This is a genomic window from Bacillus sp. L75, from assembly GCF_003676355.1.
GTDB classification, from domain to species: Bacteria; Bacillota; Bacilli; order Bacillales; family Bacillaceae; genus Bacillus; species Bacillus velezensis.
Map to the genome: position 1 here is coordinate 582,685 of NZ_ML064902.1, position 19,275 is coordinate 601,959.

The 19,275-nt window shown below is 44.4% G+C and carries 20 protein-coding genes and 1 pseudogene; 6 read left to right on the forward strand and 15 right to left on the reverse strand.

Annotated features, from left to right (window positions below; genetic code table 11):
• Positions 1-28 precede the first annotated feature (28 nt).
• The 12 genes from dapD to fadH all read right to left on the reverse strand — a co-directional run bounded on the left by dapD (position 29) and on the right by fadH (position 8,824).
• On the reverse strand, positions 29-739 hold the full coding sequence (dapD, locus tag D5S11_RS05950; RefSeq protein WP_007409623.1) for a 2,3,4,5-tetrahydropyridine-2,6-dicarboxylate N-acetyltransferase: 711 nt from the start codon (positions 737-739) through the stop codon (positions 29-31).
• An 81-nt stretch (positions 740-820) separates the two neighbouring features.
• A complete protein-coding gene (locus D5S11_RS05955; protein WP_038463794.1) occupies positions 821-1,276 on the reverse strand; it encodes a flavodoxin in 456 nt (151 codons plus the stop codon).
• Positions 1,277-1,302: 26 nt separating this feature from the next.
• Positions 1,303-2,196 (reverse strand): WD40/YVTN/BNR-like repeat-containing protein, encoded by an 894-nt coding sequence (locus D5S11_RS05960; protein WP_007409621.1) that lies wholly within the window; start codon positions 2,194-2,196, stop codon positions 1,303-1,305.
• A complete protein-coding gene (locus tag D5S11_RS05965; RefSeq protein WP_025284659.1) occupies positions 2,186-2,659 on the reverse strand; it encodes a flavodoxin in 474 nt (157 codons plus the stop codon). Before D5S11_RS05965 ends, D5S11_RS05960 begins: the two co-directional genes overlap by 11 nt.
• Before the next feature lie 112 nt (positions 2,660-2,771).
• Positions 2,772-3,653, reverse strand: coding sequence for a transcriptional regulator CcpC (ccpC, locus tag D5S11_RS05970; RefSeq protein ID WP_007611101.1), 882 nt, complete (start codon positions 3,651-3,653; stop codon positions 2,772-2,774).
• Positions 3,654-3,793: 140 nt separating this feature from the next.
• A complete protein-coding gene (gene cbpB / locus D5S11_RS05975) occupies positions 3,794-4,237 on the reverse strand; it encodes a cyclic-di-AMP-binding protein CbpB (protein ID WP_003154608.1) in 444 nt (147 codons plus the stop codon).
• Positions 4,238-4,380: 143 nt separating this feature from the next.
• Positions 4,381-4,572: an antirepressor AbbA gene (abbA, locus tag D5S11_RS05980; protein ID WP_003154609.1), complete on the reverse strand. Its 192-nt coding sequence runs from the start codon at positions 4,570-4,572 to the stop codon at positions 4,381-4,383.
• 140 nt (positions 4,573-4,712) lie between these two features.
• Positions 4,713-5,231 carry a ribonuclease H-like YkuK family protein gene (locus D5S11_RS05985; protein WP_108724998.1) on the reverse strand — a complete coding sequence of 173 codons (519 nt, stop codon included), beginning with the start codon at positions 5,229-5,231 and terminating at the stop codon, positions 4,713-4,715.
• A 122-nt stretch (positions 5,232-5,353) separates the two neighbouring features.
• A complete protein-coding gene (locus tag D5S11_RS05990) occupies positions 5,354-5,593 on the reverse strand; it encodes a YkuJ family protein (RefSeq protein ID WP_003154613.1) in 240 nt (79 codons plus the stop codon).
• Between the two features lie 442 nt (positions 5,594-6,035).
• The gene (locus D5S11_RS05995; RefSeq protein WP_007409615.1) at positions 6,036-7,256 is read right to left on the reverse strand and encodes an EAL domain-containing protein; all 1,221 of its coding nucleotides are present in this window, start codon (positions 7,254-7,256) and stop codon (positions 6,036-6,038) included.
• Positions 7,257-7,397: 141 nt separating this feature from the next.
• Positions 7,398-7,946 carry a hypothetical protein gene (locus D5S11_RS06000; protein WP_007409614.1) on the reverse strand — a complete coding sequence of 183 codons (549 nt, stop codon included), beginning with the start codon at positions 7,944-7,946 and terminating at the stop codon, positions 7,398-7,400.
• A 113-nt stretch (positions 7,947-8,059) separates the two neighbouring features.
• Positions 8,060-8,824, reverse strand: coding sequence for a 2,4-dienoyl-CoA reductase (gene fadH / locus D5S11_RS06005; protein ID WP_007409613.1), 765 nt, complete (start codon positions 8,822-8,824; stop codon positions 8,060-8,062).
• A gap of 144 nt (positions 8,825-8,968) precedes the next feature.
• On the opposite strand from fadH, the gene D5S11_RS06010 reads away from it, so the two are divergent.
• The 4 genes from D5S11_RS06010 to D5S11_RS06025 all read left to right on the forward strand — a co-directional run bounded on the left by D5S11_RS06010 (position 8,969) and on the right by D5S11_RS06025 (position 12,356).
• Positions 8,969-9,832 carry a metallophosphoesterase gene (locus D5S11_RS06010; protein ID WP_007409612.1) on the forward strand — a complete coding sequence of 288 codons (864 nt, stop codon included), beginning with the start codon at positions 8,969-8,971 and terminating at the stop codon, positions 9,830-9,832.
• A 74-nt stretch (positions 9,833-9,906) separates the two neighbouring features.
• Positions 9,907-10,401 (forward strand): L,D-transpeptidase family protein, encoded by a 495-nt coding sequence (locus D5S11_RS06015; protein ID WP_095284082.1) that lies wholly within the window; start codon positions 9,907-9,909, stop codon positions 10,399-10,401.
• 75 nt (positions 10,402-10,476) lie between these two features.
• Positions 10,477-11,769: an MFS transporter gene (locus tag D5S11_RS06020; RefSeq protein ID WP_108724999.1), complete on the forward strand. Its 1,293-nt coding sequence runs from the start codon at positions 10,477-10,479 to the stop codon at positions 11,767-11,769.
• 122 nt (positions 11,770-11,891) lie between these two features.
• Positions 11,892-12,356 (forward strand): YkyB family protein, encoded by a 465-nt coding sequence (locus D5S11_RS06025; RefSeq protein WP_003154622.1) that lies wholly within the window; start codon positions 11,892-11,894, stop codon positions 12,354-12,356.
• A 42-nt stretch (positions 12,357-12,398) separates the two neighbouring features.
• On the opposite strand, the gene cheV is transcribed toward D5S11_RS06025, so the two are convergent.
• Complete coding sequence (gene cheV, locus D5S11_RS06030) at positions 12,399-13,310, reverse strand: chemotaxis protein CheV (RefSeq protein WP_007409609.1); 912 nt, start codon at positions 13,308-13,310, stop codon at positions 12,399-12,401.
• 188 nt (positions 13,311-13,498) lie between these two features.
• Between cheV and D5S11_RS19825 the strand changes: the two genes are divergently transcribed.
• Positions 13,499-13,660 carry a hypothetical protein gene (locus D5S11_RS19825; RefSeq protein WP_007409608.1) on the forward strand — a complete coding sequence of 54 codons (162 nt, stop codon included), beginning with the start codon at positions 13,499-13,501 and terminating at the stop codon, positions 13,658-13,660.
• 200 nt (positions 13,661-13,860) lie between these two features.
• Positions 13,861-15,074 (forward strand): annotated as a pseudogene (locus tag D5S11_RS06040) (aminotransferase A).
• On the opposite strand, the gene D5S11_RS06045 reads toward D5S11_RS06040, so the two are convergent.
• Together D5S11_RS06045 and D5S11_RS06050 are read right to left on the reverse strand one after the other, a co-directional pair.
• Positions 15,055-16,875, reverse strand: coding sequence for a PAS domain-containing protein (locus tag D5S11_RS06045; RefSeq protein ID WP_108725000.1), 1,821 nt, complete (start codon positions 16,873-16,875; stop codon positions 15,055-15,057). The pseudogene D5S11_RS06040 and the gene D5S11_RS06045 overlap by 20 nt on opposite strands.
• A 177-nt stretch (positions 16,876-17,052) precedes the next feature.
• The gene (locus tag D5S11_RS06050; protein WP_020955741.1) at positions 17,053-19,185 is read right to left on the reverse strand and encodes a peptidoglycan D,D-transpeptidase FtsI family protein; all 2,133 of its coding nucleotides are present in this window, start codon (positions 19,183-19,185) and stop codon (positions 17,053-17,055) included.
• Between the last annotated feature and the right edge of the window lie 90 nt (positions 19,186-19,275).

Below are 19,275 nucleotides of genomic sequence, written 5' to 3' on the forward strand. Positions count from 1 at the left end.
ATCCACGCCCATTCTATCAAACCATTCCTTACAGCTGGCGTAATTCCTGTTTGATTTCTGTTTTGCCTTTTGTTTTTTCATCGATATCTTTGATTTTTTTCGCAGGTGTTCCCGCTACAACGGTATATGGCTCGACGTCATTTACAACGATGGCTCCGGCAGCGACAACCGCGCCTTTACCGATTGTTACGCCTTCAAGCACAACCGCATTTGCGCCGATCACAACGTCGTCTTCCACGACAACAGGCTTAGCGCTAGGCGGCTCAATAACGCCCGCTAATACAGAACCCGCTCCGATGTGGCAGTTTTTGCCGACAGTCGCGCGTCCGCCGAGAACAACGTTCATATCAATCATCGTACCTTCGCCGATGACTGAACCGATATTAATAGATGCACCCATCATGATAACGGCATTGTCGCCGATTTCAACTTGGTCGCGGATAATAGCGCCGGGCTCGATTCTCGCTTTAACATCTTTTAAATCAAGCATCGGGATCGCAGAGTTGCGGCGGTCATTTTCAATGACGTAATCCTCAATTTTGTCTTTGTTTTCTTCGATTGCGCTTTTAATTTCAGCCCACTCGCCAAAAACGACGCCGGATTGGCCGTTCAGGAATGTTTTAGCGGAATCGCCAAAGCTGATTCCTTCAAGATCGCCTTTTACATACACTTTTACAGGCGTTGATTTTGTACTATTTTGAATAAATGAAATAATTTCATTTGCATCCATCATTTTCATATGTATTGTCCTCCTCTGATTTTCTACCTCATTACTGTAACAAAGGAAGGATACAAAGACAAGAAAAAAAGGAACAAGCCTTTATTCTGCCGGCTGGCTGCACAGCGCGGCAAACTGTCTTCCGAATTCCCGGAGCTCTTCTTCCTCACTGCCCTCAGGGTTGTTTTCAATTTTGACCGACGGCAGCACCACCCGCCCGCCGCGGGCTGTGATTACTTTTTCCAATTCGTCAACCGCTCCGCAAAAAAACTCATAGGACGTATCTCCGGAACCGAACAAAGCAAATGTTTTTCCTATAAACTCCAGGTTTTCCATATCTTCAGCAATATCGAGCATTTCATCAGGAAGATCCCCGTCTCCCCACGTATATGTGCCTAATAAAATATACTCGTAATCATTAAAAAGTTCGGCATGAATATCCATCGCTTCATATCTGTCTACGGATGCTTGTGCTTCGATCAGCCCTTTTTCAATTAAATCCGCCATCGCCTCGGTGTTTCCTGACATTGTGGCGTAAACAAGCAATACATTCCCCATCTTCGTCTCTCCTTTATGCATAAAAACTAATGTGCGAGCCGAACCGCCTCATACGGTCTGACAAACTTACTTTCGTAAAGGCCCGCGCAAAAAAAGTTTTCTTCCCGGTTAGCCACCCGCCATCCGTGACCGCGGATCGTATCAAACCACTTTAATTCACCGGCGGCGAGATCAGCTTGATAAATACGCGAAAATCCGTTTTCGTCCTGTGACGATGTGACATAAATAATCCCGTTATCCTCAGAAACGTCGAGAAATGATTTTTCCCGTACGGCGGGTCCGGCTGTAATGGCAAACTCCTCTTGCGTCCGCACGTTTCGGACGGCAACCTCCCCCCGTTCTCCCTTTGCCGCGCCCTTTGCTGCAATGAGCCAGTCATTCTGATACATCATCATTGAAGCCGTCATGCGCTGCCTTTCGCGGATTATACGCCGGATGCGTTCTTCCGTCAGATCATACGCCCAAATGCCGCCATGATTCATATGAATTCGGGTGCCGATATAAATCGTCTGACCGTGTAAACAAAGCGAACGGATGACAGGCGGCTCCTTTAATTGTGAAAAGGGCTTAGCCACATGCCAAGTGACGCCGAAATCATCAGATAAGTAGAGGCAGTATGTGCCGTGCGCACAGACAAACCCGTCATTCCGCCCGGCAACGGCCCATACGGAGGCGCTGGTCGGAAACCGGGAGGCCGTCCAGGTCTTTCCCTGATCGGCTGATCTGAGGACGGCGCCTTTTTCTCCAGCCGCGAATATGTAGGGCCCTATGTAAGTCAGCACATAAATTCTGCTTTTCACTCGGAATAGTCTTTTCCAGCCTTCTTCCGCCGAAAAATGAAAAATACCTTCGCCTTTCACAGCGACAAAAAATCCCGAAGATACTGATGCCATGACAGCCGTCGCGCCTTTATGAAACATGGCACTTGTCTCCGTGGTGAGCGGCCCATGCAAGAAAACCGCGGACAAATTCTTTGCAGCATTCCTGATCCTCAGCCGTCTCGGGCGCCAGCTCGATTTTCAGCGTTTCCGGATATAAATTGGCTCCGGCCTGTTCAAACGCATCGCAAAACAGCGTGACCGCTTCGCAAAACTTCGGGTAGGCGTGATCGCCTGAACCGAAACAGGCCGTTTTCAGTCCGTTGAGCTGGCTGTGCAGAATATCTTCGTAAAAATCTTCCGCTTCGTAAGGAAGATCACCGTCCCCCCATGTATACGTGCCGACAAAAACATAATCATATGCTTCGAGAGAATCCGCATCTGCTTCGTCCATGTCAAGACAGTCAACTGCTATCTGATGCCCGCTCAGTGTTTCTTTTATAATGCCGGCAATATCCTCTGTATTCCCCGACATGCTTGCGTATATCATTAATGCTTTTTGCATATGATCACCTCGTAATTGATAATGATTTTCATTAACATATATAACACTTTAAATGATAATGATTTTCATTGTCAATAAAAAATAAAAAAAAGACAGCATGATTGCTGTCTTTCTAAAATGGGCGTTCCTGCTTCAGCATATCTTTAATGACAGAAACAAAAGCCTGCACCTGTTTTAATTCAAATGCCGGCTCATATCCGAGCAGCCATGTGTCACGGCCGATCGGATGGTCCTTTGTATCAAGCAGGGGCATTTTATTTACTTTATCTTCCTCTTCTAATGTGACTGACGGCAGAATGGCATAACCGATCCCGTGCAGCGCCATCTGCTTGCACGTTTCAATCTGATCGACAAGGATGGTCTGTTTCGGCGAGGTTTTGAATTTTTGATGCCACCAATGCTGAATTTCCTGAAAATATGTACTGTCACTTTTGAATTGGATGAACGGCCGGTCGGTATGGGCAATATCATCAATACAGGAAATTTCCGTATCGACCAAATATAAATGATCGGTCATTAAATAATCTTTCCGGCCTTTCCATTCCGGATTTCCCCGGATAATGCCGATATGTACCTGATCTTCATACAGACTTTTCAGCATTTCGCTGCTCCACCCTGTAATGAGAGAGACCTTTGCATTCGGATATCGTTCCACATATGTTTTTAACACTTTCGGAAGCCAGTGCTGCCCGATAATCGAAGCGACGGCAAGCTTTAGTGTGCCGTGAATCTCACCCTCAAGTTCATCAATGTTTTCTCTGATTCTTTCTTGCCGATCCGTGACGTCATTTGCAAATTGTATGATTTTTTCTCCTGCCGGCGTTACCGTAAGTCCTTTTTGAGACCTAAGAAAGATCTTTGTTCCCCAGGCTTTTTCAATGGTCTGCAATCGCTGGGACAGAGCCGGCTGTGACACGAATAACCGTTCGGCAGCCTTCCTCATGTTTAATTCCTCAGCTAAAACTACGAGCATATGAAGCTCTTGAAGCTGCATGTCGTCCTCCTTTTCAATGCCTTTTCGTATTTCTTATCTACCATTCTAATAAAATAAAGGCTGCCGAGGCAAGCGCCACTCATATGTATGCGTTTTCTTTTCCTGGCATGCAAAAGAACAAATAGGCTGATCGTGCGAGCCTACTTATTCAATGATCTGATATGGCTGCTCAACTGCTTTAATACGACTCTTCTCGTGAAAATGCCTTCAAAGACGCCTTCATCATTTTCAACGCAGACAAAGCCGTTGTTAATGACCATGCTGAACCCTTTGATAATCGGATCATTGATGTGGAGACGGGGAATGTCTTTCAGCATGACTTCCTCAACCGTAATTTGATCCAGCTTCTCAAACTCGATCCGTTCAAGTCCGAAAATGCTGTTCATAATCATATTTGTCCCGATCAAACCGTGCAGACGGTACGAAGCGTCAAGGACGGGAATGGCGGTATAGCCGGTTTTCGTCAGCACTAATAGAGCATGTTCAAGGTTGTTTCCGACTTGAACGTGCGCCACTTTATCCGCCTCGATCATAAATTGTCCGACTGTTGCATCAAGAAGCTGATCTGATTGTAAGCTAATCATGTCACTTCGACCCCTTTACATTTTTCATCAAAGCATGTATTCCCTATATTGCAATAATATAAACATTATCATTTTTTGTCGAAAAGTTTCCGTCAATAAAAAAGATACTCTTTGCAATCGAGTATCAATTTATAGGCCGCTGATTAATTTTCGTTCCGAAAACGGTCATAGAGCGTTACGAGTTTTTTATAAGTGGTTCCATCAACGCTTTTTGACCCTGCTTCTATATCATTGATTTCGCTGGTCAAAAGCTCAATGGCATATTCTTGATTGATCAGGATATTCAGCAGAAGTTTCTGTTCTTCTTCCGTAAATCGTTCACTGATAAGACTCATACGTAATCAGGCCCCCTATTTTTAACTGAATACCTCTGAAAGCAATGTGAAATTTGCTTTCAGCTCTACCGCTAGAATAAGTAAACAGAAAAAAATCGTCAACCGCATAATTCGACATTTTGCGGATTCTGTATGAAATATTATTTTGTGTAACGATTGGCATAACTGAATGCTGTGCAGGAATCGGGCTTGATTTTCGCTTCAATGCCCATCGAGGTAATGCGGCCGGTCATTTCTTGTATCAATTCTTTTGTCAGTCCTTTTTGACCGATATCCAGATGCACTTCAAATGAAAGATCCGCCCCTTCATCCGTAAAAGGCAAGAGCAAATCTGTCAGTTCCATAAGACGGTCGTCGAGGATATGCGCAGCCATCTCCTGGCTGAACGCGGTTTCCAGCGAAATTTTTTCGCGAAGGCTATGTATCGGTCTTGCAAGATCATGATTTTTCAAACAGCCCCAAGCTCCCTTGCCTGTACGGTGCAAGTGTATAGCTGTAATAAACTTTGTGAAGTCGCGGTAAACTTGTGAATCAGTCCCTACAGACAGCACGTATGCTGAACGGGGGTCTTTATTGACAAAGCGTTTCAGCCGCTCCGTCACGTCTTGAAAGGTCATCTGTGCCTCAGAAAGATTATAAAACAGAAAAGAATCAGCCATGTACGGACACTCCTCTTTCCAGAGTCTACAACCAAACGAACAAGCACGTTCCTTTGCATAATTTAATAAAGCTCCGCTTGCGGAAGACCGGAAGCTTGGTCAGCCTGAAAAATCAAATCAAATTACTGAAGGAGCTCAAAAATTTCAATAGAAATCATGTCAATGTTATCAAACGGATATGTGTTAGGTTTTTCACCTTTTTGGAAAACCGTCAGTTCAAACGTTTGATTTTTTTCGAAATATTTAACACTGCAAATTTTTTCGCCGTTAACTTCAAAATAACGCTGCATCGGCTCGTTAGCCGCTTCCGCTGTTTCTTGCAGACTTTGCAGCCGCGTGATGATACCCATTAATTGTGACATTCTAAAAAAAGACTCCTTTCAAAAAACAACTTCAAATCAACAAGTATTTATTATAATACAAGTTCTACAGAGCATCATACCATAAAGTAGACCGGGATGGCATTTTCCCGCTGGATTTTCAAAAAGAAATAAACGGGAAAACCGTGTTTTCGAATAGTTTGAAGCTTTTTTCGGAATGTCATACACCTTTCAAAAATAATTTTTCGCTTTTTGAGCCGCCATTATCAGATGTATGTAAGGAGAAGCCTTTTTATGCGAGACGGCATAAAAAAACTTGGCGGGGGTAGCGCCAAGTTTTTTCGGATCTTGATCTGATAGAGGGGTTGGGGAACAGAGAGTAACTTCTCTCTATAACTAAATGATAATGATTATCAGTATCATTGTCAATCGTTTTTTAAAACTTTTTTCAAATGAACAAAAAAAGCGGCATACAGCAGCCGCTTTAAAGTAACCCGTCCTGTTCATATAAATAAGAGTAAGGCAGATCGATAAATAAATACATATTGTCATCCATCGGGTATGAAAAGGTTCTGATCATCTCACCTGTCTCAATATCACTGTACAGGTCACTGAAAAAGCCTTTTCTTGAATTCCGCATCTTCATGATGTTTTCTAAAAAGTACGGACGCCAGCTCCAGTTTTTCTCCATGTATTCAGGCTGATAAAGCCATTCGCCGGACTGCTTGAACACATTTCCCGTCAGCTGATAGCCTTCTTCATCACACATATAAATTCTGAAGCAGCAGTCGGTCAGGTTTTCCGCCAGTTTTTTAATAAACTCATCGTCCGCCTGATGGGTTTTCTTTAGCTCGGAAACTGCCTGATTGACCCGCTTATAAAAATTCTCAGAGTGTTCATATACCGTTTCCAGCTTCTTTTTTTCTCTCGTAATAAATTGCTGAAACTCCGTTTTCAAGCGTGCTTTTAACAGGCTCCGGTCTATAAAATCCCCGCTCGGCGCCTGCAGATAATAGCCTTGAAAAAATCGGCCTCCGTTTCTCCATGCGTACTGGAGCTGGAAATCAGCTTCTATATCTTCATACAGCAGCGCGGCGCCGATTTTTCTCGCCAGCAATGAAATGCTGTACAGCACATGCTCATATGATGGTGACGGCTGAGATACCTTCAGCGCCTGCAAATCTATTTTCAGAAGGTCCGGTGAAAGGAGCGCGATTCTGTCCAGGTTGCTGCTCTCCTTACCTATATTGTCCACCGCGATTTTAATGCCGTATGTACGATAGTAGGCAAGCATATGGTACAGCTGTTCAATGTCGCCTTCGAAATTGTGCTCGGTGATCTCAAGCACAATACGGTTCAATTCAATGCCCTGCTCTTCGTATTCTTTCAAAAGCTCAAGAAAGCTTTCGCCGTGGTCAAGCATCAATACATTCGCATCCTGATTGATAAAAATCAACAGATCACGGTCAGCTTCTTTAAACCGCTCCAGCGCCTGCCTGATGACTCTGTCATCGACCTCAAGCTTATATTCTTCCGGAATGCCGGAATCTAAGAAAAACGGCCCGAGGCTCTCAATCTCCGCATCTGCCAAAATCCGCCCAAGCACTTCGTAGCCTACGACTCTTTGTTCCTCAGCGTTAAAAATCGCTTGGTAATACGGAATGACATCATCAATATTCGTCAGTATATCAAGTGGGTCCAACATGTTATCACCTGCTTCTCTATCTTTGTCTGATTATACACAATTATATCAGCACCACAAATGTTTAGATTAGGGGAAAAGGAGGCAGTATGGCCGCAGCTTAAAATAAAAGGGGGACATTTTTAAGATCACTCTTCAGACCGGTTAATTAAGGACGTTATTCATTTGTTTCACAATCACAAATAAAAGGATAAATATAAGAGCATTATAACCGGCAGCTGTCCAAAAATAATGGCTCCAATCAGTGCTGTTAAATATCCAATCATCATCATGTTTCAACTGAAAGAAAGTTCCTTTTTTATCTAAAGTGCCAAATGTAAGAGTTGTTAACCCGCCAACACTCTCGGAAACGTCAACTCCATACATTGAACCGGCAGTATCAGTATGATTTATTGGCATATACGTGTAATCAGATAAAATTGTTTCCGCCAGCTTGGCTGGCAGAGACACATATAATACAGCCGATGTATCGCCTCCGAGCCCACTCAAATACTCCCTGGCTTTAATAAATTTCGTTTCATCAGGAAAATCGATGTGATATAGCTTTTCAAATCTGATTATTTCATCAGATGTAAGATTGGTATTTTGATAATACTCCGGAGTAAAAGCACAAATAATAAAGTACCAAATATTAAAGATGATAACGAAACTGCTTACAAATAGTACAACGAACCATTTTAATAATTTCTTCAATTAATCGCCCCTTAATCTTTCAAAATTATATCATAATTTTGAATAGAAAATAAAACAAGCGAACGGCGGCTTTAACGTTCGCTTGTTTTGCAAAATAATCAATATATGAAAAATTAAAACGGATAAGGATTCAGCCATTGACCCCCGTCCATTGTGATACAATCCCCGTTTATATAGGACGCTTCATCAGATAGCAAAAACGCTGCCAACGCGGCGATTTCTTCCGGTGTGCCCAGCCGGCCGAGCGGCACACTGTTCATAGTGCGGGACACCGCTTTTTCCGATTCAAACAGCTTCTCCGCACCGCCTGTCCGTTCAATCGGGCCGGGGGCTATCGCGTTTGTGCGGATGCCGTATTTGCTCCCCCATTCAACGGCCAGCGTTCTTGTCAGTGACAATACCCCCGCTTTGGCTGCAGCGGAATGAACGACACCCGCTCCCGCTCCCCATGCGTATGTAGCGGCCATATTTAAGATGACGCCCTTCTGCTCCTGCTCGATCCAATGCCTTGCCGCTGCTTGGCTGCAGAAAAATGTGCCGTTTAAAACAATCTCAATAACAGCTTTCCATCCATTGGGCGTCAGCTTCTCTGCCGGGCAAATAAAGTTGCCGGCCGCATTGTTAATCAGCGCATCGAGCCGGCCAAAGACTTTTTTCGCTTCTGTCATCATGTCTGAAGCGGCGGAATCAGAACGGACATCCATTTGAAAACAGGCGACCTGCCCCTCAAAGGTCTCAATTTCTTTTTTTGTTTCCTCAAGTGCTTCATGGTTCCTCCCTGTCACCATGACGTGCCATCCTAATTCAGCCTGTTTTTTCGCCATTGCTTTTCCCATGCCGCTTGATCCGCCTGTAATGATTACCGCTTTCTTATCCATAACAAACCCACCCCTTATTATTGAATGAATAATCATTCATAATTTTATCACAGATGTCTTTCCGCGTCATTACATGCTGAGAAGGGATTTTTCAGCCAAGCTGATGATATAATAGAACAACTCTGACAAAGGTTGGTTTTACATATGGAGAAAATGACCAGAAGAACATTTTTAAAAAGAGGATTCGGCATTTTGGGTACAGCTCTCGCAATGGCTTGCGGAGGTTACGGCTATGCCCGGTATATTGAACCGCGCATGATTGAGATCACCCGGCATACAATCACCAGCCGCCTGATCCCCCGCGGTTTTGACAATTTTAAAATCGTTCAATTCAGCGATACGCATCTCAGTGATGTGTTTACATCCGGTGACTTGAATAAAGCAGCGGAAAAGATCAATCAGCTGAAACCCGATCTGCTCATCTTTACGGGAGATTTAATTGATAAGCCGCATTTATTTAATGATCACCAGCATGCACTCGCCGTGCTGCAAAATCTTGAAGCTCCCTTCGGCAAACTTTGTGTTTACGGAAACCATGACCACGGAGGCTACGGTACGAACACGTACAAGGCTCTGATGGAAGCGGCTGATTTTCAAGTGCTTCGAAACGGCTACCGTCAGGTGCAGCTGACAGATGGAAGCCGGATTGAATTCGCGTTTTTGGATGATGTAATGCTCGGAAAACCCGATTATGAAGGCACCCTGTCACGCCTTTCCGAAGATGCGTTTTCCATTTTAATCGTCCACGAGCCTGATGCCGCTCTCAAGATAGGCGGATATCCCGTAAACCTCCAGCTGTCGGGACACACTCACGGCGGCCAGGTCCAGCTCCCGTTTTTCGGCCCTCTTATTACGCCTCCTTACGGAAAAACGTATACCGACGGCATGTATACGCTGCATGACACAGGCGTTTACGTCAATCGCGGGCTCGGTACGACAAGACTGCCGTATCGATTTTTAGCCAGACCGGAAATCACGCTGTTCACATTGAAAACCGAGCAAAAATAAGACTTTTATCCTGATGCACAGACACCCCCTCCGTAATATGTATATGGAAAAGAGCAAAAAGGAGGGTGATGAAACTGCTGACATATCAAGTGAAACAAGGAGAAACCATCTCAAGCATTGCGCAAGACTTCAGAATAAGCACTGCTGCTCTCCTTCAGGCAAATCCCTCAATCCAATCGGTCATATACGCGGGACAGCATATTATCATACCGAATCTTCCCGACCCATCCACCATTCCCTACTCCATCATCGTGTATATCGGAGCGAAGAAACTGGAGTTATACCGCCTTGGCAGGCTCATCCGTACGTATCCCATCGCAGTCGGAAAAATATTGACGACCACGCCGACCGGAGAATTTTACATCGTGAACCGCCAGCCTAAGCCCGGCGGCCCGTTCGGCGCTTATTGGCTCAGCCTCTCTAAAATTCATTACGGCATTCACGGAACAAATAATCCTTCCTCCATCGGCAAAGCGGTATCAAAAGGATGCATCCGGATGTATAATCAGGACGTCACTGAACTTGCCGCTGCCGTTCCTAATGGAACAAGGGTGACTATTATAAGATAGAAAGATCTTATTTGTTAATGGAACGAGCTGATGATAATATATTACAGTGGGACCTTTAGGGTAAGGAGCGTGTTTATGGATATATTTAAAAATCGCAATTTTGTCCGTCTCTTTTTCGCAGCACTCGCTTCTCAAATGGGAACGACTGTAGGTAATATGGCTTTCGCTTTTTACTTGCTGGACCATTTTTCAAACCAGCCGGCATACACGACTTTGGCTGAGCTGATGTATTCACTGCCGACAGTTTTCGTATTTCTGATTGTCGGTGTCGCAGCTGACCGGCTTGATAGGAAAAAGGTCGCAGAGAATTGTGACTGGATCAGAGCCGGACTGACGATCGTATTGTTTGCCGCATTATACACCGGGAGCATCCCTCTCGTGTTCTGTATTTTGTTCATCAGAAGCGCCGTGACCAAGTTCTTTTTCCCGGCGGAAGCCAGCCTTGTACAAGCTATTCTGCCTAAGGAGCATTACGCGAAAGCGGCGGGACTTAACCAGATCCTGTTCAGCATCTTCATGGTATTCGGTGTCGGTATAGGCGCGTTTATGTATAAAACGATCGGTATTCACGGAGCCATTATCCTTGATTTTGTCAGCTTTATTGTATCAGGCTTTCTGATCCGCGCGTGCCGCATTCCGAAAGAAGCCCGTCAGCCGAACGGCCCTTTTAAATGGGGAGATTCGTTTCTGAAAGACTCGGTCGCTGATTTTAAGGAAGGGATCGTATATATTGTTAAAAACAAATTGCTTGCTTCCCTTATTTTCGGCTTTTTTATCTTTGGTTTTGTCAACGGCGGCTTTGCCGTACTGCCGATGTTTACGATGAAATACGGACTGGCGCCTGATCATTACGAATCACATACTTCCATCTTCACCGTCGCACTCGGCTTCGGCCTGCTTGCAGGAAGTGTGATCGGAACGATGATCGCAAAAAAAGTCAAACCGCATCATTTGATGTCGATTCCTATTTTGGCAGCCGGACTGCTCATTTTTATCCTCGGCTATACGGATAAGCTGTGGATTTATTATGCGGCGGCTTTCGTCCTCGGCATGTGCATCGGCCCTGTCAATATCGCCATCGGCGGCTGGATGCCGAAAATCGTTCATCCGAAAATAATGGGCCGGGTCAGCGGCTGGCAGGATCCTTTTATGATGTTTGCCCAATCGATTACACTCGGACTGGTCGCCCTGTTATTTCCGAAATTCGTTACCAATATTGATTACCTTTATTACGGCATGGGAATCGTGATTTTAGCGGTATTTGTGTTCTATTTTATCGCTCTTCCGAAATACAGCGCCGAGGCAGCAGAGATCGATGTGCAGCAATCATTAAAGGCTGATTCTGAAAAACATGCGAAACCTGTCTAATAAAGGAAAAAGATGCGCCCTTTTCATCAGAAAAAGGCGTATTTTTATAATCAATATTTGCATTTCAACGCTAAAAAAGTATAATCTATATATGAACTTGATCAATGCAAAGGAGAGAAATAATGGACGACCACGCTTATTCGAAAGAGCTGCAGCCAACCATCGAGAATCTTTCAAAAGCTGTTTATACTGTGAACCGCCATGCAAAAACCGCCCCCAACCCTAAATACCTTTATCTGCTGAAAAAACGGGCATTACAAAAGCTTGTGAAAGAAGGCAAAGGGAAAAAAATAGGGCTTCACTTTTCAAATAATCCCAGGTTTAGCCAACAGCAGTCAGACGTACTTATCTCTATCGGAGACTACTATTTTCACATGCCTCCAACAAAAGAAGACTTCCAGCATCTTCCGCATTTAGGTACGTTAAATCAGTCGTACCGCAATCCTAAAGCACAAATGTCTTTGACAAAAGCGAAAAACGTATTGCAAAAATATGTGGGCTTAAAGGAAAAACCGCTTGCCGCCAACAGGCAGCAGCCCGCTTATCATAAACCCGTATTTAAAAAACTTGGTGAGAGTTATTTTTAATTCCGCCGCAAAAAAGCCGATGCGTCATGCATCGGCTTTTTTCTATTCAATCACGTACGTATCCACTTTTTTAATGAGCTCGCTGATTTCAGGCTTGCTGATCTGTTCATCCGCTCCGACGACTTCGCCCCGGTGGCGCAGGTCGTCCGTAATCAGGGACGAGAAAATCATAATCGGCACATCAGAGCTTTGCGGGTTATCCTTAAGGAGCTTCGTCAAACGATGCCCGTCCATTTTCGGCATCTCAATGTCACTGATAATCATGTCAATATGGTCTGACAGGTTTGCTCCGTTATCCGTCAGTTCCACGACGTAATCATACGCTTCTTTTCCGTTTTCAAACGTAACGATTTCACTGTACCCCGCCTCAGTCAGCTCATCCGTCAAAAGACGCATCAGAAGCGGAGAATCTTCAACGATGATCAGTTTTTTACCCGCCCGTCTTTCATCAAATCCTTCCTGATGGACATGATAAGTCTCAACTCCGGATGCCGATTCAATATCATAAATGATCTTTTCATAATCAGGCAGAAAGATCATCGTGTCTTCCAGTTTGATGATTCCCGTTAAATGCCGCTCCATGCCCTGGTTCAAGGAAGTCGGCTTTTCAATCGCCTCCCAGGACACCCTGTGGATTTGTGAAACGGAACCGACGTGAAAGACGATTTTCCGCTTGTTGAATTCCGTTACGATATATTTATCGTCTTTTGCTCCTTCGGCATCAACGCCGAAAAAGGTATACAGACTGATGACGGGAAGAATTTCGCCTCTCAGCTTAATCATCCCTTCTACGTCTTTATGAGACTGAGGCACAGATGTGACATCTACCGGCTGAATGATTTCCCGGACTTTCATCACATTTATGCCAAATGTATTGACGCCTACTTCAAATTTGACGATTTCTAATTCGTTTGTGCCTGAATCCAATAAAATATCGTATTGTTGTAAAGACAATTCAATCCCTCGCTATCCGCATTCAGTATTGTACTGTATATATCGGCTGTAAACGGAAAAAGTGAATGTATTCGATCCAACTGGCCATGAACTCTTTATAAAAAGATGCTTTTTTCTGATATCCCATTGACTTTTTGACATCGAGTGGTAAAATAGTCAAGGATTTTTCAGGAAGAAGGGTGTAATAAATGGGTACAGTAGTCATATTCGACCAAGATCAAATGACGGTGTTAGAAGATATCAGCAAAACGGCTTACCTGCAAATGAAAAAAGAGGCGAAAGAGCGTCCCGACAAGCCCGCTCCATACATCTTATGGCGGGAAGACGTCAGCTTTGAATACGGGTATTAATGACATTCGCCACATATCACAATAGATAGATCATGATACAATGAAGACAATCATTTCAGCTGGTTGTCTTATTTTTTTCTGAAAGAAGGTATGTTTTCACATATCGGACATATACTCGGGATAGTTCAATAAAAAGATGACAAATGCTCAGCTAGTGGTAAAATAGGAGAAACTCAATATATAGTATAAGGTGATGAATTATGGAACATTTGCTTAATCCGAATGTAAAAGAAATTGAAATTTCAGGAATTCGCAAATTCTCAAATCTTGTAGCTCAGCACGACAATGTCATTTCGCTTACGATCGGCCAGCCGGATTTCTTCACGCCGCACCATGTCAAAGCGGCTGCCAAAAAGGCAATCGACGAGAACGCAACGGCATATACTCCGAATGCGGGCGGCCTTGAGCTGAGACAGGCCGTACAGCTTTATATGAAGAAAAAAGCTGATTTGAATTATGAAGCTGAAACTGAAATCATCGTCACAACCGGGGCAAGCCAAGCGATTGACGCGTCTTTGCGGACGATTTTATCTCCGGGCGATGAAGTTATTCTCCCCGGACCGATATATCCGGGCTACGAACCGATCATCCGCATGTCGGGCGCCGTTCCGGTCCATGTGGATACGACGACACACGGATTTAAGCTGACGGCGCGGCTCATTGAAGAATCGCTGACACCAAAAACAAAATGCGTCATTCTTCCTTATCCGTCAAACCCGACCGGAGTGACATTGTCTGAGGAAGAGCTGCAAAACATCGCAGCCGTCCTGAAGGGCAGAAATGTTTTTGTCCTGTCTGATGAGATTTACAGCGAATTAACCTATGACAGACCGCATTATTCGATCGCGTCTTATTTGAGAGACCAGACGATCGTCATCAACGGCCTGTCAAAATCACACAGCATGACGGGCTGGAGAATCGGTTTCATTTTCGCACCGAAAGAAATTGCCAAGCACATCTTAAAAGTTCACCAATACAGTGTGACATGCGCGTCTTCAATCTCTCAGAAAGCGGCTCTTGAAGCGGTGACAAACGGTGTTGATGATGCGCTTATTATGAGAGAACAGTATAAAAAGCGGCTTGACTATGTATATGACCGTCTTGTTTCAATGGGGCTTGACGTCGTAAAGCCGTCAGGCGCATTTTATATCTTCCCTTCCATTAAGTCATTCGGAATGTCATCGTTTGATTTTAGTATGGCTCTTTTAGAGGATGCAGGTGTGGCTCTTGTGCCTGGCAGCTCGTTTTCAAAGTTGGGTGAAGGGTATGTGAGGCTGTCATTCGCATATTCACTGGATACATTGAGAGAAGGCTTGGACCGGCTGGAAGCATTTATTTTAAAAACGAGAGAATCCATGCAGACTATTTAAACAACGGCATAACGCCGTTGTTTTTTATTGTTTCGGGAATGTAATATGAAAGGCCGTGCCTCTGTCCGGTTTGCTGTCTACTTGGATAGCTCCCTGGTGGTTTTTAATAAGGTTGAATGTGACCATCAGCCCCAGGCCGGTTCCTTTTTCTTTCGTTGTCAAAAACGGTTCGCCTATTCGTTTCAGCACGTTTTCCGGTATCCCGTCACCCTCGTCTTTCACCGTCACATTAACGGAATACTCATCTTCTGTCATGATGATGTGAACCGTTCCCCCATCCGGCATCGACTCAACGGCATTTTTAATCAGATTGATAAACACCTGTTTCAGCTGATTTTGATCACCGTTAATATACATGCTGTCATGTTCGTAATCCGTTTTGATAAAAATCCCTTTAAGATTTGCCTGCGTCTCTAAAAGAGCGGTCACTTCACTTATAATTTTCTTTAAGTTTACACGCTCTTTCACGGCGTTTTGCTGAGGTTTGGCAAGCATTAAAAGCTCACTTAAAATTAATTCGATTCTGCTCAGTTCAGAAAACACAATTTCAAAGTAATGTTCGTTTTCCCCCATCGTCGGCTTCATGAGCTGTAAAAATCCTTTGATCGCCGTCAGCGGATTGCGGATTTCGTGAGCGATTCCCGCCGCCAGCTGCCCTGCGATAGACAGCTTCTCCGACTTCAGCATTAATTCCTCCGTCTGCTTCCGCTCAGAAATGTCACGCAGAATGACCTGCACGGCCGTTTCTCCGAAAAACGTCGTCGGAATGCAGACCATTTCCGTGTAGATCAGCCGGTTTTTAAAGGTAAACCACGATTGCTTAATAATTTCTGACTCGGTCTTTCGGTTGATAATATTTTGGATCCGCTGTTTCACGCCGTCATGATCACAGGGATGAAGCTGATCATAGACGTTTTTCCCGATTAAATCTTCATATGTTTCAGCCTCAAACAGCGAAATGCCCGACTCATTCATGAATACCCATTTATCATTTTGAATCACGGCGATCGTATCAATTGAATTCTGAATGAGGAGCTGATAACGCTCTCTGCTTTTTTGCAGAATCGTTTGGAATTTTTTCCGTGAAGAAATATCAATCAGAAGCAGCAATTCCGCCCGCTGATTTTTATATGTCGTCGGTGCCGCCTTTACTTCTAAATGAACGGGCGTGCCGTCGAGTCTTCTCCACGTCTGTTCGATCATTCCGACTTCCATTCCTTTTTGCATCCGCACAATTCGGTTTTTCACAATGTCGTGATACTCTTCTTCAATAAACTCATAAGAGCGCCTGCCGATTACCTCGTCTTTGCTTTCGGCTCCCAGCATGGCAAGCATCGCGTTGTTGGCGTAGGCGATTGTGCCGTTGATGCTGACATATAAAGGATTCGGCAGCATTTCGACAAGACGCTCGAATTCGCCGTTTCCAGCCGCATCTTCCGACTGTTGTTCTGCCTTTTGCTTCTTTTGTTCATACATATAAGGCCGGCGGGGCGTCTTCTCCTCAAGCACCTTGATTTTGAGGATGATTTCCCGATCCGTCCCCTCCATTTGCGGTGTGACAATTTCCACACCCGCTTCAAGCCATACGATGGTATGATCTTTTTTAATAAGACGAAAGGTGCAAGGCATCAAATGATGCTCATTATAGAAGTAACTTTCAACCAAAAATTGATCTTCTTCATGCAGGAACGTTTTGAGAAATGACCCGATCATCTCTTCCTGAGAATAACTGAAGTACGATTTGCAGTTTGCAGAAATATACATAATACGCCCGTTAGACGTCAAAACGGCATGAAGATCGGTTTTCGATTGAAACTGTTTGACATGCTGAGTATCCTGTTCCACAGAATCCCTCCTTTGCATTATACTCGCACTGCAGGCTGGACACGGACTGATATAAAAAGAAATTCCACTAGATTGATTCGCTAAAAAATGAGCATTCTCCTTCTATTCTTATTGTGAACGTCAATTTTCCTGAATGAAAGAAAGGGCGCACGAGATGTTCGGCCGCCCTTTCATTTGTTATTTTTTATTGTATTTCTTTTCAAGCTCTTTGTAAGCGTCAACTGCTCCCTTGGCAATGTTTTTGCTTACATGATCTTTATCATTTCGAACAGACGGAACGACGACGCTGAATGCCACTCTTGGATGTTCTGACGGATAATAGCCGACAAAGGTCAGGTTATACGTGTACTTCCCCCACCAGTTTTTGTTCGTGCCGTAATAGTGCGTCTCCGCGGTTCCCGTTTTTCCGGAAACATCAGCGCCGGAACCTTGGAATGTTGAATAAGCCGTTCCTTGAGGTGAGCTTGTGACCAATTTCATTCCTTTATGAACCTGATCAAAATCGCTCGGACTGTTATTTACTTTGTTCAAAATTTTAATATCTCGCTGTTCAATCGCTTTTCCAATCTTATTTTTGCTGTCCGGTTCATGAATGCTTGTGACGATCCGCGGCTGGACGCGATACCCGCCGTTTGCGATGGCTGAAATATATTGAGCCATTTGAAGCGGCGTATATGTATCAAATTGTCCGATCGCAAAGTCAAGCAGCAATCCCCCGACCATTTGCGGATTTGACTGCATGCCCGCTGATTCCTGCGGAAGATCAATCCCGGTCTTCACACCCAGGCCGAATTGGGCGTAGTAGTTGCGCATTTTCTTAATATCGTCTAATCCGGCAGGCAGCGTGCCGTGCGGGACATAGGTAATGCCCGCGATATTCATGGCCACATGAAACATATACACGTTTGAACTTCTTTGCAGCGCGGTCAGCTCAGTAATGGCTCCCATTTGTGTCCACGATTGTTTTCTCGTTTTGCCTTTAAATACAAGCGGTGCATCGACAAACGTTTTATAATGCGGGAGGCCGCTTTGGTAACCCGCGAGAACAGTCGCTCCTTTAACAGAAGAGCCCATCTCATATTGGGTCGTAAATGCTCCGATCGCAAAATCCTGTGTTTTATTTGTTTCGAGATCGATGCGTTTCCCCGCCATTGAGAGAATATCCCCGTTGTTCGGGTCCATCATGACGGCAAATCCTCTGTCAACCATAAAGTTGCCTGCGGCGCGGCTTCTTCTCAGCTCTTTTTCAATGACTTTTTCGACTTTCGACTGTAATTCCATATCGAGCGAGAGCTGAAGATCGTAGCCTCTGCTGCCTTCATCGACGGGCTTTTGGCTGACGACCTCACCTTTGCTGTTTTCCACATACTCTACTTTTTCTTTATGCGCGTTTAAATAGTCTTCATATTGATATTCGATGTAGCTTTTTCCCACTCGGTCATTCAGTGAATAGCCTCTTGTGACATAGTAATCTTTCCGTTCGCCCAACAATCCCTGTTCCGGTGTCGTCACACCGCCGAACAGAGAGTAAAGCGTTTTGTCATACGGATATTTACGCGTCCAGTCATTGATCACGTCAATGCCGGGGAGCTCTTTCAGGTGCTCGGATACGACGGAAACTTCTTCATATGTCAGGTCGCTTTTTGGTTTTTGCTTGTTGTTTTCATGCTCGTCAAGCAGTGAACCGCTGTTTCCGTTTCCGTTCAGCTTATTCGGGTCCATTGATTTGACGACTTGCGGCTGATAGGCGTTGCCGCTTGAAAAACGCGTATAAATCGCCGCGATTTCCAGCTCTTTTTTATTTTGTTTGATCGCATCAATCTCCTGCTTCGGGACGCGTTCAATCTGGCGTTTGTATACTTCTTGGGATTTCAGGCTGTTTTCTGAATCCTTCATAAGCTTTTCCGCCTTCTTCGGATGTGCGGCAAGCCAGTAATCAATGATATTTCGATCCTTCATAAATTCAGTATCAATATGAATCAGTGCGGCGAGATTTTTTGCCGTTTTCAATTTGTCCTTTGCCGAGGTTTTTGAGGTAGAAACGTATACAATTTCAGGCACAGCCTGGTTATCAACCGCCACTCTGTTCCGCTTGTCATACATCTTTCCCCGCGGTGTCGGATAATAGGCGGTTTTTGCATTTGCCTTCTCCGCATCCTGGCGGTGTTTATCCCCTTCGACAATCTGGACGATGCCGAGTTTAAAAATCAGTGCCGTAAAGAGAAGGAAAACAACTAAAAAATAGAGATTCATTCTCAGCGCTCTGTAACGTTTCGTTTTTTTCTTTGGTTCACGCGCAACTTCAGCCACTTTCTGTTACACCTCTCAAATCATTGAATATATTTACATAAACAGATTTTAATTGTAACATTTTTGTAAAAGTTGTTACAGCGAAAACGG

Excerpts from the sequence above, each read along its gene's own strand:
- dapD (WP_007409623.1), bottom strand. The coding sequence starts at position 739 with ATGAAAATGATGGATGCAAATGAAATTATTTCATTTATTCAAAATAGT.
- D5S11_RS05955 (WP_038463794.1), bottom strand. The coding sequence starts at position 1,276 with ATGGGGAATGTATTGCTTGTTTACGCCACAATGTCAGGAAACACCGAG.
- D5S11_RS05960 (WP_007409621.1), bottom strand. The coding sequence starts at position 2,196 with ATGTTTCATAAAGGCGCGACGGCTGTCATGGCATCAGTATCTTCGGGA.
- D5S11_RS05965 (WP_025284659.1), bottom strand. The coding sequence starts at position 2,659 with ATGCAAAAAGCATTAATGATATACGCAAGCATGTCGGGGAATACAGAG.
- ccpC (WP_007611101.1), bottom strand. The coding sequence starts at position 3,653 with ATGCAGCTTCAAGAGCTTCATATGCTCGTAGTTTTAGCTGAGGAATTA.
- cbpB (WP_003154608.1), bottom strand. The coding sequence starts at position 4,237 with ATGATTAGCTTACAATCAGATCAGCTTCTTGATGCAACAGTCGGACAA.
- abbA (WP_003154609.1), bottom strand. The coding sequence starts at position 4,572 with ATGAGTCTTATCAGTGAACGATTTACGGAAGAAGAACAGAAACTTCTG.
- D5S11_RS05985 (WP_108724998.1), bottom strand. The coding sequence starts at position 5,231 with ATGGCTGATTCTTTTCTGTTTTATAATCTTTCTGAGGCACAGATGACC.
- D5S11_RS05990 (WP_003154613.1), bottom strand. The coding sequence starts at position 5,593 with ATGTCACAATTAATGGGTATCATCACGCGGCTGCAAAGTCTGCAAGAA.
- D5S11_RS05995 (WP_007409615.1), bottom strand. The coding sequence starts at position 7,256 with ATGTTGGACCCACTTGATATACTGACGAATATTGATGATGTCATTCCG.
- fadH (WP_007409613.1), bottom strand. The coding sequence starts at position 8,824 with ATGGATAAGAAAGCGGTAATCATTACAGGCGGATCAAGCGGCATGGGA.
- D5S11_RS06010 (WP_007409612.1), top strand. The coding sequence starts at position 8,969 with ATGGAGAAAATGACCAGAAGAACATTTTTAAAAAGAGGATTCGGCATT.
- D5S11_RS06020 (WP_108724999.1), top strand. The coding sequence starts at position 10,477 with ATGGATATATTTAAAAATCGCAATTTTGTCCGTCTCTTTTTCGCAGCA.
- D5S11_RS06025 (WP_003154622.1), top strand. The coding sequence starts at position 11,892 with ATGGACGACCACGCTTATTCGAAAGAGCTGCAGCCAACCATCGAGAAT.
- D5S11_RS19825 (WP_007409608.1), top strand. The coding sequence starts at position 13,499 with ATGGGTACAGTAGTCATATTCGACCAAGATCAAATGACGGTGTTAGAA.